Raw genomic sequence first — 17,289 nt, 5'->3', positions numbered from 1 at the left:
GAAAGGCGTCCCTGGGGTCACCCACTCGGAACGTCGCCGCAGACCGAGTCGGTGCGGCTCAGGGTCTCCCGGCCGGTGTGCCGCTGGGCCGCGGCGGCGCCGGTCGTCACGGCCGCGACCACCGGATGCGTGACGCCGGTCAGCGGGCCGGCCGGCAGCGTGGTGGACACGGTCAGGTAGACGTCGAGGACCTCGCCGGCGGCCAGCCCGGCCGGCGCGCGCCACCGGGTCCGGTACGCCGAGGCGGTCCGGCTCTCCCCGGCGGGGCGGATCCGCCCCGCGTACGGCCGGTCGCCGAGCCGCGCCGACGCGACCGTCACCGCGCCGGCCAACCTCGGGTCGAGGGTCACCGAGAACGCCGCGGCCGGCCCCCGGCCCGGCCCGGTCCCGGTCAGCGACACCCGCACCGGCACGTAGTAGCGGTAGCGGCCGCCGGCACCCCACGAGCGGGCGGCCCACACCCCGTCCACCTCCACGCCCCACGGCAGGGCCGGCCCGCCGAACGAGGACGGCCGGGCCGGCTCCAGCCGCCGGCGCGCGGTGGCGACCCGGGCGCTGGGCGCGGCCGGCCGCCGGACCAGGTCGGACGGGAAGATCAGCGGGCGCGCGGCGCCGACGACGGCGACCAGGTCACCGTCCGCGGGCACCGCACCGGTCAGCGTGACGGTGCTGGTGTGCAGGCCGGTCGCCGGGTCGGCGGCGGTCGTCGTGGCGGCCGGGACCGGGCGGCCCCGGTGCAGCACCACGGCCGCGGGCAGCGGGGTGTGCACCCGCGGGTCGAACGTGATCGCGATCTGTGCGCCGGCCGGCAGGCCGGCCGTGCGCACCAGGCGCACCGCGAGCCGGCGCGGGACGGCCGCGGGCGCGCCGCCCTCGCCGGAGAGCACGGCCACCGGTTCGTCGGCGACCGGCTCCAGCACGACGTCGTCCGCCGGCGCGGCGGCGGCTGGGCCGGCCGGAGCGACGACGCCCACGCCCAGCGTGAGCCCCGCCAGCGTCAGGATCTGCCGGCGCGAGACGAGTGGGTTCTGCATCGCGCTCACTCCCCGTAGGCGAACTGGACGACGGTCTCGGCGAAGGCCCGGGCCACCGCGGTCCGGGCGGTCGCCGAGGTCATGCCCGGGGTCAGCGCCCCCGCGTCGGCGAACTGGTCGAGCCAGAACCCGTTGCGGACGATCTCGGTCATCGCGTCGCCGGGATCGTCGAACATGTGCTCCGCGCAGAGCAGCACATAGTCGGCCCGCCGTTGGAAGCGGCGGACGTAGTAGTCCAGGAAGCGTTCGCCCGCCGCGGCCGGTGTGGCGTAGTGGTGCCGGAACAGCGTGGACAGCGGGATCGACGGGTCGGCCTTGCTCTGCTGACCGATCACGAACGCGTCGACGTCGGCGAACCAGTCGCCGAGGGTCATGTAGGAGTTGTCGGCCCGGGTGGCGAACCGGTCCTTCGCGAAGGCGTACGCCTCGCCCGGGCCGAGCCCGCTCTGATACCACTGGCCGAGGATGCTGAGCGCGTCGCCGCCCCACGCGCCGAAGTCGGCCAGATTGACGTTGCGGACGTCGTCCGGGATGCCGTGGTTCAGGAACGCGCCGAACGAGGCCCCGAAATGGTCGATGTCCGAATCCCAGAGGTATTTCGGGTCGCGCAGCGGGTAATCGTCCGGCCGGCCCAGGTAACCCCGGACGAATTCGATGAACGCGGTGTCGAGTTCGCCGAAGACGGTGTCCGAGCCACGGAACTTGAACCGGTCGGAGCGCATCCGGAGGAACTGGGCGACCAGTTCCGGGCCGGACCGGTCGGGGAACGCCTGCCGGTGCTGCCCGGCCCGCGCCTCGAGCCAGATGAGCATGGTGTAGAAGCCGTCGTTCATCTCGCGGGGCCGGGTGACACTGTCGACCCCCAGGTCGCGGCGGGAGACGATGTTGTTGTCGATCTCGACGGCGCCGGGTGTGCCGGGTGCCAGCACGGTGTTCTTGATCTGGTCGAACGCCCAGTTGCCGGGCAGCGGGAAGCCCAGGTTACCGCTGTAGCCGGTCGACATGCCGCTGACGAAACTGCGGCCGGCCAGGCCGGCGGACTCCAGCCGCAGGCAGACGTTGCGGCAGCCGTAGACGCCGACCGCGTACTGGTTGCCGTCCGCCGCGACGGCGTCGCGCACACCCCGGAAGTGCGGCAGGATCGCACTGGTGATCTCGTGGTCCTGTGCGTCGAAGTCGACCGAGAAGTAGATCGTGGTGCCGTACGGGATGCCGAAGCCGCGCGCCGCGCTGCAGGCCGCCGCGCCGTCCGACCGGCCCTGGTCGTAGTTGAAGTGCTGGAGTCCGTCGCCCCACTCCTGGTACAGCGGGAAGAACGACATCCCGTTGTCGGTGATCAGCGCGATCTCGGAGTGGGTCAGCACCTTGTTGGTGCCGCCGTTCAGGTAACGGCCGGCTATCTCGTACCCGTGATCCTTGACGGTTTTGATCGTGGCGCTGTTGAGCGGGATCATGCAGTCGATCGCCCGGCCCCGCCGCTCGGGGTCGCCGGTCGAGACCAGCAGCGACATCCAGGTCTGGTAATCACCCCGGCCGGTCTCCGGAAGCATGCAGAACCGCTGGAAGACCTTGACGATCCGGGCCATGTCGGCGGTGAAGGTGCCGCCGCCCTCGCCCCAGCGGTTGCCGTAGTTGTTGAACGCGAGCGCGCACTGGAACAGCCGCACCCAGTGCCGCGCGCCGGTGTCCTGGCTGCCCTCGCCGACCAGCGCCTGGGTCTGCAGCCCGGTCTTGGTGCCCGGGCCGATGTAGCCGGTGACCTGGCCGTCGGTCATGCCCAGCTGATATTGGATCGCGTAGACCAGGGCCACCTGCACGGCCCGGGAGAAATGCCCGTCGGTCGGCCCGATGAAGAACTGGCCACGCCCGAGGTAGGTGCCGTTGAGCCACTGCTGGCAGACCCGTACCGGTTCCTTGCCGCCCGCGGTCATCACGAACGCGTCCATGTTCAGCAGCGACTTGAAGACCTTGGGCGTGACGTCGGTGACGGCGCCGGTCAGCGGCAGGCCCATGTCACGGACCAGCGAGGTCAGCCCGATCTGGGTGGCGCCCACGTCGAACGCGCCGTCGATGACGCCGCCGTTGTAGCCCTTGCAGTACAGCGCGGCCTCGGCGATCTTCCGCATGTTCATGTTGGCCGAGCCGACGCCGACCGGTCCGTACGCGGTCAGCCGGGCATAGGTAGTGGGGCCGAAGTTGTCGGACAGCGCGGTGATGCCGAGCTCGTGCTGAAGGGCCCGGGTCAGCGAGAAGATGGTGTTCCAACCGGTTTGGCCGTCCTCGGCGCAACGGTTGTAACCGGCCACCGAACCGTACGTGGAATTGACCCATCGTTGTGCCCTGAGCACCATTTGATCAACCATTGTCACCCCCGTGAGTAGCACAGGTATAACAGGCGCTCCGGTCGGCGTCCATAAATATTTTTCAATGGCTGTTACCTGGGTAATTAAATGGCTCGGGACAGAGAAAGGCAGACGATTGTGGACGACTACCGTTCGCGGGCGCAGGCGGGTGCCGAGCCGGGCGCCTGGGACTACCTGGAGGGCGGCGCCGGCGCGGAACGGACGCTCGCGGCCAACGTGGCGGCGTTCCAGGAGGTGACCGTGGTGCCGCGGGTGCTGGTCGACGTGACCACGGTGGACACCGCGGTCGAGGTGTGCGGCGCCCGGCTGGCCGCCCCGATCGGCGTCGCCCCGGTCGCGTACCAGCGCCTCTGGCACCCGGACGGCGAGGCGGCGACGGCCGCGGGCGCCGCGGCCACCGGCACCCTGATGATCGCGTCGATGTTCGCGAGCGCCCGGTACGAGGAGATCGCCGAGGCCGGGGGAGCGCGCTGGCTCCAGCTGTACGTGCTGCGCGACCGCGCCATCCTGCTCGACCTGGTCGCGCGGGCCCGGGCGGCCGGCTTCACCGCTCTGGTCGTCACGGTCGACACGCCGCGCCTCGGCGACCGCCGGCGCGACGTCCGGAACAGCTTCGCCATCCCGCCGCACGCGCAGTCGCAGAACATCGACCCCGAGACGATGGCGCTGACCGGCGTCCCGATCACCGGCGGCTCGGCGCTGGCCACCCACGTCGGCGCCACCTACGATCCCGGCCTGCGCTGGGAGGACATCAGCTGGCTGGCCGACCGCACCGGGCTGCCGGTGGTGCTCAAGGGCATCCTCGACCCGTCCGACGCGACCCGCGCGGTCGACGCGGGCGCCGCCGGCATCGTGGTGTCCAACCACGGCGGACGCCAGCTGGACGGCGCGCTCGCCACCCTGGACGCCCTGCCCGCCGTGGCCGAGGCCGTCGAGGGCCGCATCCCGGTCCTGGTCGACGGCGGCGTGCGTCGCGGTGTGGACGTCCTGGTGTGCCGGGCCCTGGGCGCCGACGTGGTGCTGGTCGGCCGCCCGCCGGTGTGGGGCCTGGCGGCGGGCGGCGCCGAGGGGGTGGCCGGCGTGCTGGGCGGGCTGCGGGCCGAGCTGGAGCTCGCGATGGCGCTGACCGGCCGCCCGTGCCTGGCCGACCTGACGCCCGCCATGGTGCGGCGCCCATCGCGGTAGCGGCGGCGGTATGGTTTGCCGTCCTCCGCGCCTCTTACGCCCTCGGGAGTTCGATATGCGTCTGTTTCTCGCGGGGCACCGACGTCGAGCTGACCAACGTTCCGGTCTGGGGTTCCGAGCCGGCCGAGGCACTGCCGCTGGAGATGACCGCGTGGAACCGGGGGCCTCGCCGTCGAACGCACCCGGCAGATCAGCCTGACGATCCCGCGCGGCGTCCGCGTCGGCAACCTCGCCTGGACCGTGTCCAACCGGGGCCCGTCCGCCCCCACCGGCTGGACCGCCGACCTGACCGCACCGGCCGGCACGGCGTTCCGGCCCGCCCAGGGCTGCGAGGTGCCGACGGTGAGCACGCTGCGCTGCACCTCGGCGGGCGCCGGGAGCTCGATCTCGGGTCCGATACCGGTGGCGCGGGTGGCGGGACGCTGCCGATCACGGGGCCGGGGGCGGCTCTCTACGGCGTGGGCGTGGTGCTGGCCGGCCTGACGCTGCTGCTGATCGGCGGCCGATACCGCAGGTTCCGCGCCGCGGAGTAGAAAGCAGCCCGCGCCGAGCCAGGCCGGCAACGCAGTCAGCGAACTGTTGAGGTCGTGGGCAACGCGTACGCGACGACACCCGGGCCGGTCCGCTCCTAGTGTCGGTTCTGCCGGAGGCGGCAAGCCCGAGGCATTCGTCGCGGGAGCGGGTGAGATGTGACCGGTTATGTGGACGTTCTGGGGGTCGGGTTTGGGCCCGGCAACATCGCCCTGGCCGTCGCGCTCGACGAGATGGACGTGCACCTTGCGGCCCGGTACGTCGAGCGCCGATCCGTACCGGCCTGGCAGCCGGGCATGTTGCTGGACGGCTCGGACATCCAGCACAACGCGGCCCGCGACCTCGCCCTGCCGCGCAACCCGCGCAGCCGGTACACGTTTTTCAACTACCTCTTCGAGAACGACCGGCTGTTCGAGTACCTCAACCTCGGCCTGCCGTACCCTTTTCGCAAGGACTACGCCCGCTATGTCACCTGGGTCGCCGAGCAGTTCGCCGACCGCGTCGACTTCGGACTGGAGGTGGCCGCCCTCCGCCTGACCGGCAGCGAGGGAGCGGGCGTCGAGGCTGAGCTGAGCGACGGCCGGACGGTCCGCGCTCGCGCCGCCGTGGTGGCGCCGGGGCGCCGCCCGCGCATCCCGGAGCCGTTCGCCGGCAGCACCGACGACCGGATCTTCCACTCGTCGGCCTACCTGCAGAGGCGAGCGGTGCTGGACGCTCTTCCCGAGCCGGTCATCGTCGTCGTCGGCGCCAGCCAGTCGGCCGTCGAACTCGTTCTCGACCTGGCCCGCAGTTTTCCGCGGGCCCGGGTGGTGAACGTGCTGCGCGAGTTCGGCCACCGGCAGAAGGACCTCAGCCCGTTCACCAACGAGGTCTACTTTCCCGCGTTCACCGATTACTACTACGACGCCTCCGAAGCGGCCAAGGCCGATCTCGACCGGCAACTGCGGCACACCAACTACTCCGCTAGCGACCCGGACGTGTTGCAGGCGCTCTATGCGCAGATGTACGAGGACCGCCTGGACGACCGGGAACGGGTCCGGCTGCTGCGCCACACCAGGGTCACCCAGGTGCGTGCCGAGCCGGACGGCCTCCGGCTGCAGCTGACCGAGCGGCACCGCGGCGACGCCACCTGGTTGCGGGCGGACGTCGTCGTGCTCGCCACCGGATACCACGACCTGACTGACGAGTCCGGTCCCGAGCTCCTGCCCGAGGTGCTGGCCGGTATCGCGGACCTGGTGGGGCGCACGCCGTCGGGCCGGGCGCTGGTCGGCCGGGACTACCGATTGCGCCCGCGCCCCGGTGCCGTTCTGCCGCCGATCTATCTCAACGGCCTCTGCGAAACCACCCACGGGCTCGGTGACGCCGGTTCGTTCAGCCTGCTGTCCATCCGCTCGGCCACCATCGCGACCAGCCTCGCCAAGGAGCTGTCGGCGGCTGCCGGCTGGCCGGAGCAGCACGAGGAGGCCCGATGATCTCGCCCGCGCTCACCGAGGCGGTGCAACTGCGCATGCGGACCGAGGTCCCGGGGCCCAACTCGGCCCGCTACCTCGCGAACCAGGTGGCCACCGAATCCAACGCGCGCACCTATCCGCGCCGCCTGCCGGTCGCGGTCGCCGCGGCGTACGGACCGTACCTCGAGGACGTCGACGGCAACGTCTTCATCGACTTCCTCACCGGGGCGGGCGCACTGCCGATCGGGCACAGCCATCCGTACGTCGTGGAAGCCGTCGAACGGCAGTTGCGCACCCACGTGCACGGCCTCGACCTGCCGACCGAGATCCGTTGGCAGTTCGTTGAGCGACACCGGGAGCTGTTGCCGGAGCGGATGCGGAACCGGATGAAGATTCACTTCTGCGGGCCGACGGGCGCCAACGCCGTCGAGGCCGCGATGAAGCTCTGCAAGGCACACACCGGACGGTCGACGATCGTGTCCTTCCAGGGCGGCTTCCACGGTTCCACGCACGGCGCCATGGCGGTCAGCGGGTTGGTCGCGCCGAAGGAGGCTGTGCCCGGCCAGCTCGGCGGGGTGCACTTCTTCCCGTACCCCTATTGCCTGCGCTGCCCGCTCGGGCTCAACCCGCGGTCGTGCGAGACCAACTGCGCCACGCTGCTGCGCACCAGCCTGCACAACGACTACGGCGGCGTGCCCCGGCCGGCCGCGATCATCCTCGAACTGGTGCAGGGTGAGGGCGGCGCGGTGCCGGCGACCACGAGCTTCGTGCGCACCGTGGCGGAGACCGCCAAGGAACTCGACATACCGCTCGTCGTCGACGAGGTGCAGACCGGGTACGGCCGCACCGGCACGTGGTGGGCCTTCGAGCAGTACGACATCGAACCCGACGTGATCCTGATGTCCAAAGCGGCCGGCGGCATCGGCCTGCCGGTTGCCGCGATGATGTACGACCGGCGGCTCGACACCTGGGCCTCCGGCACCCACATCGGCACGTTCCGCGGGCACCAGCTTGCCTTCGCCGCCAGCGTGGCCACCCTCGAGGTGATGCGCCGGGAAGACGTGCTGGCCAACGTCGCACGGCAGAGCCGGTCGGCGCTCGCGGAGCTGGAACGGATCGCGGTCCGGCACCCGAGCGTGCTGGAGGTCCGCGGCCTGGGCCTGATGCTCGGCCTCGAGATCGGTGATCCGGCGACCGGCGCACCGGACGGCGACCGCGCCGCCCGGATCCAGGCGGAGGCTCTGCGGCGCGGGCTGATCGTGGAGGTCGGTGGCCACCGGAGCGCCGTCGTCCGGCTGCTGCCACCGCTGAACGTCACGCACACCGTCGTCTCGGCCGCCCTGCGCGTGCTCGACGAGGCGATCGCGGAGGCCGAGGTGGCGACATGCTGACGCACCGGTGGGCGGACCAGGACCTGAGTGCCGAGCCCGACTACAACGTGCGAGCCGGCCGGCTCGTCCGGCTCGGTGACGAGCCGTACGAGGGTGGCGCCTGGGTGGTGGTCGAACCGGGCGACACGATGCGCCGGCACGTCAACCCCGACGGCGAGTCGGAGATGTTCTTCTTCGTCGACGGGGCCGGCGTCATGGAGGTGGACACGGAAAAGCGGCGGGTGTCACCGGGACAGACCGTCCTGGTGCCGCCGGGCCTGCCGCATTCGCTGCACAACGACGGCGACCGGCCGCTGCGGCTGCTCGCGCTGTGGTGGGGTGCGACAGTTGCGGCACAGTGACGTGCTCGTCGTCGGCGGCGGCGTGGTCGGCGCGAGCATCGCCTTCCACCTCGCCCGGCGCGGCGCCACGGTCACCGTCCTCGAGGCCGGTGACCGGCCGCGCGGTGCCACCGCGCGATCGGCCGCGCAGGTCCGGATGCACCACAGCGACCGCCACGACGCGTTGCTGGCCGCCCGCAGCCTGCCCACCTTCGAACGATGGGCCGAGGAGGTCGGTGGCGACTGCGGGTTCCGCCAGGTCGGGTTCGCGTTCCTCGCCGGCGCCGACCGGCGGGCCGCGGTCACCACGATGGCCGCGACGGTGCGCGGGTACGGGGTGGCCACCGAGGTGCTCGGCCTGGAGCAGTACGCGGCGGACCAGCCGGAGCTGAGCCTCGACGGAGTCGGCGTGGTCGCCTACGAGGCGCGAGGGGGGTTCGCCGACCCTCGGCGCACCACCGGATCACTGCTGGCCGCCGCCGTTCGCCACGGTGCCCGGGTGGTGCACGGCACCACGGCGTTGTCGCTGTCCCTGGCGGGCGACCGGGTCACCGGCGTGCACACCGCCACCGGCCGGCACTCGGCCGGTCAGGTGGTGGTGGCGAGCGGGACTCGCTCGGCACCGCTGTGCCGGTCGGCCGGCGCCAGGCTGCCGGTCCGGGCGCGGCGCATCGGCTACGCCGTGACCGGCGGTCCGGCCGCCGTGCCGCACGTCCTGATCGACGACACCATCGCCATGTATGCGCGACCGGTGCCGGCCGGCGGGGTGTGGTTCGGCGTGCCCCTGGACCAGCCGGACCCGGCCGCGCAGCCGGCCGCCGGACGGCCCGAACCGGCGTCCGTCGCGGCCGCCCGGCACCGGCTGACCCGACGGATACCCGCCCTCGCCGGGGTGCCGGTGGTGCGCGCCGCAGCCGCACTGGAGGCGTACACCGAGGATCGGCACGCCCTGATCGGCCCGGCCGGCGAGCCGGCGTCGCTGTACCTGTGCACGGCCTTCAGCGGCGGGGGCTTCAAGGTCGCGCCGGCGGTCGGCGGGGCGGTTGCCGAGGAGCTGGTGACCGGCGAGCCGCGGCCGGAGCTCGAGCCGTACCGCCCCGACCGGTTCGGCCGTGGGGCGCCGATCCGGCCAGACGTCGACTACCGGTGCATGTGAGGTCCCGGTGGCTGCGCGAATGGTCGAAGACGTCCGGACGGTGCTGGCCAAGGACCCGGCCGCCGGATCCGTTGCGGAAACCCTGCTGTACCCGCACCTGCACGCCCTGTGGCTGCACCGGCTGAGTCACGCCCTCTACGCGCGGGGACGGCGGTTCGCCGCCCGTCTCGTCGCGCAGGTCGGCCGGCTGATCTCCGGTGGCATCGAGATCCATCCCGGCGCCGTGCTGGGCCGGCGGGTCTTCATCGACCACGGCTCCGGTGTGGTGATCGGCGAGACCGCCGAGGTGGGCGACGACGTGATGCTCTACCACGGCGTCACCTTGGGCTCCGCCGGCTGGTGGCACGACCGGGACGGCGAGCAGCCGCGCAAGCGCCACCCGACCATCGGCGACCAGGTCGTCCTCGGCACCGGCACCACCGTGCTCGGGCCCGTGGTGGTCGGTGCCGGCTGCCGGATCGGCGCCCGCGCCATCGTGCTGGCCGACCTGCCGCCGAATTCGCTGGTGCCGGCCGGTGCGGTGATACGGCGCCGGCCGCCGGCCGTCATCGATCCTCTGCTCAGCCCGGAAGGAACTGCCGCCATGTCCGTTGTCACCGGCCAGGTCCTGATCACCTGCGCGCCGCCCAATCCCAACGGCGATCTGCACCTCGGTCACCTGAGCGGGCCGTTCCTCGGCGCCGACGTGCTCCGCCGATACCTGAGCGCCCGCCAGGTGCCGGTGCGCTACGTCAGCTACACCGACGACGAGTCCTGTTACGTCGCGCGCCGGGCCCGGGAACTGGGCGAGACCGCCCGGCAGACCGCCTTCCGGTACACCCGCCGCATCGAGGAGACCCTGTCGCTGGCCGGCATGGTGCCCGACTATTACGCGCACCCGCACCGCGAGCCCCGGCACGCCGAGACGGTCCAGCGGCACTTCCGTGCGCTGTACGACGCCGGGGTGATCGAGGAGCGAACGATGCCGACACCGTACTGCGAACGGTGCGAACAGTTCCTCTACGAGGCCGACCTGCGCGGTCTGTGCCGGTACTGCCGACTGCCGTGCGACGGTACCTACTGCGAGGACTGCGGGTTCCCGCAGGATCCGGCGGGGGTGCTCGACGGGCGCTGCATCCGGTGCGGCGAACAGCCGGTGCCGCGGCCCAGCCGCCGACTGGTCCTGCCGCTGTCCCGGCACGCCGCGGCGCTGCGCCGGCTCTACGACACCCAACGCTGGCCGCGCGGCGTCGGTGACTTCTGCCGTGAGCTGATCCTGCTCGGCCTGCCGGACACGCCGGTCAGCCGGGTTTACCCGTACGGCGTGCCGGTGCCGCTCAGCGGCTGGGAGGGGCACGTGCTGGACACCTGGTTCAGCGGCATCTACGGGTACATGGCAGCCACCGAGGGCCTGGGTGCCGCGCTGGGCGAACCCGGGTTGGCCGACCGGCTGTGGAACGACGAGGACACCACCCTGGTCCACTTCATCGGCTTCGACTGCAGCTTCTCGCACGCCGTGCTGTGGCCGGCGCAGCTGCTCGCCGCGGGCTCGCCGGTGCGGCCCCGCTACGTGATCAGCAACAGCTTCTACCACCTGGACGGAGAGAAGTTCTCCACCAGCCGCGGGCACGCCATCTGGGGCTCGGACTTTCTGCGCGAGGTGCCCGCCGACGCGCTGCGGTTCCACCTGTGCCTGACGAATCCGGAAACCGGCCCCACCAATTTCGCCCGGGCCGACTTCGAGGAGTGCTACCGGGTGTTGCTGACCGAACAGCTCGACGGTTGGGCCGCGGCGCTGTTCGACCGGATCCGCAAGGCCGGCGGCACCGTGCCGGCCACCGCGGCGTCGGCCTGGCCGCCGGACATCCGGCAGCTCGCTGACCGGCTGCCGGTCGCGGTCGCGGACGCCCTGGAGCCGGCGACGTTCTCGGTGCGCCGCGCCGCCGGCGCGATCGCCGAGGCGGCCCGCCACGCGAGCCGCGACCTGAGCCGGTGGACCGAGACCGACGACGGCGCCCTCGCCGCACACGCCGAGCTGCTCGCGGTGCTGGCCGCGGTGGCGTCGCCGCTGATGCCCACCTGGTCGGCGCGCGTCTGGTCGCACCTTCGAGCGCTGCCGCCGGACGGCCCGCCGCCATGGCCCGCGCCCGGCGTCCCGCTGGTCGCGCCCGGACAGGAGATCGCCGCGGACTACCGGCCCAGCTTCGTGGCCGGCTAGGTGACGTCCATGCGAACCCGCGGCCCGGTTCCGCTCACCACGGCCGTCGTCGGCGTCGGGGCGCTGTTCCTGCCCGCGCTGACCGTCGAGGCGTTCGGAGCGGTGTCGGTCGCCGGCTGGCTGGTGCACCTGCCGGCCGGCTTGCTGCTGGTGCTCGCGCTGGCGCCGCACGCCGGCCCGTCGTCCGGCGGGCCGGCCGGGCTGACCGGTGCGGCGTTCGGCGCCCCGGCGGCGGCCGCGGTCCGGTGGTGGTACCTGATCGGCGTGACGGTGGGCCAGGCCGTGGTGGCCGCAGTGGGCGGCGCGTTCGTGGCGCAGGCGGTGGGCCGGCCAACGGTCACGCTGCCGGCCGCGCTGCTGATCCTGGTCCTGGCAGCGGGTCTCGGTGCGGTCCGGGCGGAGGTGCCGGTTCGCTGGTCACGCCTGGCGTTGCCGGTGACGGTGGGGTGCGCCGCCCTCGCCGTCCGGCCCGCCGACCTGGCGCCGGTCGCCGACGGCGGCTGGCCCCGGACCGCGGCCCTGGTGGTCTTCGCCTTCGTCGGCTGGGAGGCGACGCTGCGCCTGGACCGGCCGCGCACCCGGACCGTCGTCGCGGCCGTGCTCCTCGTCGGTCTGGTGTATCTGGGTGGTGTCCTGCTGGCGCTGGCCGAGGTGCCGCAGCCGCCGCGCCCGATCGCCGCCGCCGGCGCCGCGGTCTGCGTCCTCGCCTGCGTACGCAACCTGTCCGCCACCGCCGGGTTGTTCGCCGGTGACCGGCCACCGGGCACCCGGGCATACGCGGCGGTCGTGGCCGGGACCGTCGCCGCCGTTGGTGTGGTGCTGCTCGCCACGCGCCACACCGATCTCTTCGACCTCCTCAGCGTCCCCGCGGCCATGGGCCTCGCCGTGTTCGCCAGCACGGCCGCCGCGGCGGCCGTGCTGGGGACCGGTGCCCGGCGGATCGCCGGTGCGGTCGCGGCGCTGATCTACGTGTCGATCCTTCCGTTCGCCGGCCCGGCCGGCATCGCGCCGTTGGTGGTCCTCGCGGCGTGCACAGTCGCCCATCTGCGTGGAGGAAGCCATGCCGTTGATCAGTCACGGTTCATTCGACGCCTTTCCCGCCGTTGCCGCGGGCGAAGCCGCGACCGAGTTCGGGATCCGGGGTCCGCAACCGCTCTCGACGCTGCGCGAGATCACCCGGGCGATGCAGCCGGTGCCGGTCTCGTTCCCGGCCTCCGGCGATCCGGTCGAGGTCGCGATCGACGAACTGACGCTGGAGCCGGATAGCCGGTGCATGGTGCGCCGGGTGCTCGACCCGGAGGCCGACGTGCAGGTGCTGGCCTGGTGCTGGGACCTCAGCGGGCGGCCGCCGGTGGTCCGGCCGGACGACCCGCACGGCGGCGGGGCGTGGCGCCTCGCCCTGGCCGGCCCGAGCCGCACGACCAAGGCGCCGCTCCCGCTGTGGCACGCCCCGGTGGTCGGTGGCCTGGTGGTCCGGGTGATCGTCTGGGAGGGCCGGCACCCCGACCTGGCCGCCGAGATCGCCGAGGCGATGCGGCACAGCGCTCTCACGGCAGCCCTCGCCGCGGTGGCGCCGCCGGCCCCGACCACCGTCATGTCCGCCATGGCGGTGCGCGGCGCCGCCGCCGCGCTCGGCACCGACATCGCGCCCGTGTTGCGCGCCCTCTGCCCCGACTACCTCGACTTCTTCGAGGCGTACCTGCCCGCCACTGCCGCTCCGGGTGAGCAGCAGCACCGGGTTCTGCACGGCGGCCTGACCATCCGGGTCCGGCCGGCTGCCGGCGCCGCCGACGGGAGCGGCCGATGACCGGTCAGCCGCTGTCCTACGCGCAGGAAGAGCTGTGGGTCGGCCATCACCTGAGCACCCGGCCGGACGCCCACGACCTGCCGATCACCGTCCGGCTGCACGGACGCCTCGACGAACGCCGGCTGGCGGACGCGCTGACCGCACTGGCGGTGCGGCATCCGGTGCTGCGCACCCGGGTGATCCTGACCCCGGCCGGCCCGCGCCAGTCCACCGTCCCGGCCGCTGCCGTGGCGCTCGCCCCGGACCGCACCGGCGAGCCGCTGGATCTGGCGGCGGGCGACGTGCTGCGGGCCCGGCTGCGCCGCGTGGGCGCCGACGAGCACGTCCTGTCGATCAGCACCCACCGGGTGTGCCTCGACGAGGACTCGGTGCCGGGGCTGCTGGCGGAACTGTTCGCCGCCTACCGCGGCGAACCGGTCACCGGGCCGCCGTTCCGGTTCGCCGACTACGCCGCCGAGGAGCGCCGGTCCCGCTGCGGACCGGCGCTGGAGCCGCACCTGGCGTACTGGGCCGGGCTGCTCGACGGCGCCTCCCCGCTCGCACTGGCGGCCTGCCGGCAGCGGCCCCGGCGCCCGGCGGGCCGCGCTGGCCGGGCGACACTGCGGATTGCGGCGCACATTGAGGAGGTACGGGCCGCCGCGCTCGCCGTGCTGGGGGCCTACTGCGGCCAGCAGGACATCGTGGTCGGTACGTCCCGCTCGCTGCGCCGCGGTCCGGGCTCGCCCGGCTGGCTCGGCCCGTTCACCGAGCCGGTGCCGGTGCGCATCGATCTCAGCGGAGACCCGGCCTTCGGCACGGCGGTCCGCCGGTGCGCCGAAGCCTTCGACGCGGCCGACCGGCACGGCGAGGCGCCGCTCGGTGCGGTGCGGCGACACCTCGGTGGCCATGTCCCGCCGATGGCGGTGACGATCGGCATCGGCGGGCCGGCACCGGTCCTGCCGCAGATGCCCGGGCTCGCGATCGAACCGGCAGATCCCGCCCCGTACATCGGTACGGCCGACCTGGCGCTGGTGGTGACCGAGTCGGCGGACGGCGTCCAGCTCCGGGCCGACTACAACGAGGAGTTGTTCGACCGGAGCCGGATCGAGCGGCTGCTGCGCCACGTCGAGGTGTTCGCCGGGGCCGGCGTGGCCGACCCGGGACGGCCGTTGTCGCGGCTGCCGCTGCTGACCGGTGCGGAGCGGGCCGAGGTACTCGCCGGCTGGCAGGGCCCGGTCGTGCCGTACCCGCGCGAGCCGGTGCACCGGCAGGTCAGCGCACACGCCCGCCGCGATCCGGGCGCGGTCGCGCTGCGGCACCAGGGCGCCGAGATGAGCTACGGCGAGCTGGACCGGCGCGCCCGGATGCTGGCCCGTCGGCTGCGCGCCGAAGGTGTCGGCCGCGACGACATCGTCGCTGTCTGCCTAGACCGCGGCTTCGAGGTCGTCGTCGCGATGCTCGGCATCCTGCAGGCCGGCGGTGCCTTCGCGATCCTCGATCCGGCCCATCCGCCGCAGCGGTCCGCGTTCCTGCTCGCCGACACCGCCACCCGGGTGGTCATCACCAGCTCCGACCTGCGCGATCGGCTGCCGGCGACGGCCGACGCCACCGTCATCCGGCTGGACGCGGACTGGCCCGCGATCGAACGGCAACCGGACAGCGAGCTGCTCGCCGAGGTCGCCGACGAGCACAGCCTGGCCTACGTGCTGTACACGTCCGGATCGACCGGCCGGCCGAAGGGCGCCCTGATCGAACACGGTTCGCTGTCCAACTTCGTGCTGTGGCCGCGATGGCTGTTCGGCCTCGGCCCGCACGACCGCATGGTGCAGCACATGGCGCTCGTGTTCGACTTCGCCGAGGGCGAGATCTTCACGGCGCTCACCTGCGGCGCCGCGCTGGTGCTGCTGCCCGACCGGGTCCGCACATCGCCGGAGGCGCTCGGCCGGCTCATCGCCGAGGAGCGCATCACCTGTGTCTTCGGCCCGCCCGCCGTGCTCAACAACGTCGAGCTGCAACCGTGTCCGGACCTGCGGTATGTGGTCGTCGGCGGGGACGTGTGCACCGGCGACCTGGTCACCCGCTGGAACACGCCGGGCCGGCGGTTCGTGAACGGGTACGGGCCGACCGAGGCCACCGTGGGCTGCACCGCCTACGAATGTGAGCACCGCCGGTGGCAGTCGCCGCCGCCGATCGGCCGGGCCATGCCCAACCGGCTCACCTACATCCTCGACGCCGCGATGCGGCCGTGCCCGGTCGGCGTCGTCGGCGAGCTCTACATCGGCGGCGCCGGCCTGGCCCGGGGTTACCTGAACCGGCCGGACCTGACCCGGGAGCGGTTCCTCGCCGACCCGTTCCGTCCCGGGCACCGGATCTACCGCACCGGTGATCTGTGCATGTGGAGCGAGGACGGCCAGATCCTCTTTCTCGGCCGCGCCGACACCCAGGTCAAGGTCAACGGGCTGCGGGTCGAACTCGAGGAGATCGAGGCGGCGCTCACGGCGCAACCCGGTGTGCACCGGGCGGCGGTCCTCGCGTACCGGGACGGCGCTGGGCCGACCCGGTTGATCGCGCACGTGGTGACCGCCACCGGCACGGTCGACGGCGAGGCGCTGCGCGGGCGGCTCGCCGAGACGCTGCCGGCCAATCTGGTGCCGGGCCAGTACCTGAGCCTGGAGCGGCTGCCGCTGACCAATGTGGGCAAAGTGGACCGCGCCGCACTGGCCGCACTGCACCACCGCGACGACCCGGCGGCCGGCCGCTTCCAGCCACCGCGCACACCGGCCGAACAGCAGGTCGCGACCTTGGTCGGCAACATCCTCGGCAGCGGCGCCAACGCCGTCGGCGTACACGAAAGCCTGCTGGAGGCGAGCGCCGATCCGCTCCTCGACCTGATCCGCGTCACCGCCGCCGTCAACGAGGCGTTCGGGCTCACCCTCACCGCCCCGGACGTGTCCGAGGAGCCGACGGTGGCGGGTATCGCGAGACTGGTCGAGCGCGTCCACGGGGAAGCGGAGGCGGCCGCCCAGGACTTGCTGGACGAGGTCGAGCGAATGTCCGGCGAGGAGGTCAGCCGGCTGACCGCGGGCCCGGGCCCGGCGTGACCGGGCCACCGCTGTCCGATCGCCGGCGCGAGTTGCTGGCCCGGATGCGGGCCGCGGCCCCGCAGCCGGTGCGCCGCGCCGTTTCGGTGCCGATCAAGGCGGATGGCGACCGGCCCCCGCTGTTCCTGGTGCCGCCGGTGTCCGGCTCGCCGTACCCGTATCTGCCGCTCCGCTCCCTGATGAGCCCGCAGCAGCCGGTGGAGAGTTTCGAGGCGCGCGGGCTGAGCACCGACGACGAGCCGCTGACCGACCTGCCGGCGATCGCGGCGGACCACCTGGGCACCCTGCGCCGCCGGTGCCCGGCCGGGCCGTACCTGATCGGCGGTTGGTCTTTCGGCGCCACCGTCGCCTTCGAGATGGCGCACCAGCTCACCGCGGCGGGCGCGGTGGTCGACCGGCTGATCCTGATCGACGGGGCGGTACCGGGACCCTTCCCCGAACCCACCGAGGACGAGATCGCCGCGGCCTTCGCCGCCGACCTGGCCGGATACCGGCTCGCCCCGCAGGACGTGGCGGACCGGGCGGGCGGCCGGCGGTACGCGGTCTTCCGCGCCAACATGCGGGCCCACCGCAGCTACCGGCCGCGACCCTGGACCGGCCGGGTCACCGTCGTGCGCGGCACCGGTTCCGCCGAGCCGTGGCGCGGCTGGCTCGATCTCACCCCGCAGGCGGTGGTGATCGAGGTGCCCGGCGACCACTATTCGATGTGGCAGCCGCACGACGTGCCCGCCCTCGCCGCGGCGCTCGACACGGTAGCCGCCAGCCGCGACTGAG

The 17,289-nt window shown here is 73.3% G+C and carries 13 protein-coding genes; 11 read left to right on the top strand and 2 right to left on the bottom strand.

Annotated elements, in window-relative coordinates:
• Positions 1-17: 17 nt before the first annotated feature.
• Together Ari01nite_RS34925 and Ari01nite_RS34920 are read right to left on the bottom strand one after the other, a co-directional pair.
• Positions 18-1,034, bottom strand: a complete 1,017-nt coding sequence (locus Ari01nite_RS34925; protein ID WP_203786531.1) for a hypothetical protein — start codon at positions 1,032-1,034, stop codon at positions 18-20.
• Positions 1,035-1,039: 5 nt separating this feature from the next.
• Positions 1,040-3,385 (bottom strand): glycoside hydrolase domain-containing protein, encoded by a 2,346-nt coding sequence (locus tag Ari01nite_RS34920; protein ID WP_203786530.1) that lies wholly within the window; start codon positions 3,383-3,385, stop codon positions 1,040-1,042.
• Between the two features lie 99 nt (positions 3,386-3,484).
• On the opposite strand from Ari01nite_RS34920, the gene Ari01nite_RS34915 reads away from it, so the two are divergent.
• From Ari01nite_RS34915 to Ari01nite_RS34865, 11 genes are all read left to right on the top strand, one after another.
• Complete coding sequence (locus Ari01nite_RS34915; protein ID WP_203786529.1) at positions 3,485-4,582, top strand: alpha-hydroxy acid oxidase; 1,098 nt, start codon at positions 3,485-3,487, stop codon at positions 4,580-4,582.
• Positions 4,583-4,822: 240 nt separating this feature from the next.
• Entirely contained in the window at positions 4,823-5,065 is a 243-nt protein-coding gene (locus tag Ari01nite_RS34910; protein ID WP_203786528.1) for a hypothetical protein, read from the top strand.
• 206 nt (positions 5,066-5,271) lie between these two features.
• The gene (locus Ari01nite_RS34905) at positions 5,272-6,585 is read left to right on the top strand and encodes a SidA/IucD/PvdA family monooxygenase (protein ID WP_203786527.1); all 1,314 of its coding nucleotides are present in this window, start codon (positions 5,272-5,274) and stop codon (positions 6,583-6,585) included.
• Complete coding sequence (locus Ari01nite_RS34900; RefSeq protein WP_203786526.1) at positions 6,582-7,955, top strand: diaminobutyrate--2-oxoglutarate transaminase family protein; 1,374 nt, start codon at positions 6,582-6,584, stop codon at positions 7,953-7,955. The genes Ari01nite_RS34905 and Ari01nite_RS34900 overlap by 4 nt, the downstream gene beginning before the upstream one ends.
• Positions 7,949-8,296 carry a cupin domain-containing protein gene (locus Ari01nite_RS34895; protein ID WP_203786525.1) on the top strand — a complete coding sequence of 116 codons (348 nt, stop codon included), beginning with the start codon at positions 7,949-7,951 and terminating at the stop codon, positions 8,294-8,296. The genes Ari01nite_RS34900 and Ari01nite_RS34895 overlap by 7 nt, the downstream gene beginning before the upstream one ends.
• Positions 8,283-9,431, top strand: a complete 1,149-nt coding sequence (locus tag Ari01nite_RS34890) for an NAD(P)/FAD-dependent oxidoreductase (RefSeq protein ID WP_203786524.1) — start codon at positions 8,283-8,285, stop codon at positions 9,429-9,431. Before Ari01nite_RS34895 ends, Ari01nite_RS34890 begins: the two co-directional genes overlap by 14 nt.
• A 7-nt stretch (positions 9,432-9,438) precedes the next feature.
• A complete protein-coding gene (gene epsC / locus Ari01nite_RS34885; protein WP_203786523.1) occupies positions 9,439-11,628 on the top strand; it encodes a serine O-acetyltransferase EpsC in 2,190 nt (729 codons plus the stop codon).
• Positions 11,629-11,637: 9 nt separating this feature from the next.
• Positions 11,638-12,894: a hypothetical protein gene (locus tag Ari01nite_RS34880; RefSeq protein ID WP_203786522.1), complete on the top strand. Its 1,257-nt coding sequence runs from the start codon at positions 11,638-11,640 to the stop codon at positions 12,892-12,894.
• A complete protein-coding gene (locus Ari01nite_RS34875; RefSeq protein ID WP_203786521.1) occupies positions 12,812-13,435 on the top strand; it encodes a hypothetical protein in 624 nt (207 codons plus the stop codon). The genes Ari01nite_RS34880 and Ari01nite_RS34875 overlap by 83 nt, the downstream gene beginning before the upstream one ends.
• A complete protein-coding gene (locus Ari01nite_RS34870; RefSeq protein WP_203786520.1) occupies positions 13,432-16,515 on the top strand; it encodes a non-ribosomal peptide synthetase in 3,084 nt (1,027 codons plus the stop codon). The genes Ari01nite_RS34875 and Ari01nite_RS34870 overlap by 4 nt, the downstream gene beginning before the upstream one ends.
• On the top strand, positions 16,512-17,288 hold the full coding sequence (locus tag Ari01nite_RS34865) for a thioesterase domain-containing protein (protein WP_203786519.1): 777 nt from the start codon (positions 16,512-16,514) through the stop codon (positions 17,286-17,288). The genes Ari01nite_RS34870 and Ari01nite_RS34865 overlap by 4 nt, the downstream gene beginning before the upstream one ends.
• Position 17,289 lies beyond the last annotated feature (1 nt).

It is taken from the genome of Paractinoplanes rishiriensis, from assembly GCF_016862375.1.
Lineage (GTDB): Bacteria > Actinomycetota > Actinomycetes > Mycobacteriales > Micromonosporaceae > Actinoplanes > Actinoplanes rishiriensis.
Note: the sequence above shows the minus strand (reverse complement) of the source record. Positions and strands in the feature narration are given on the sequence as shown.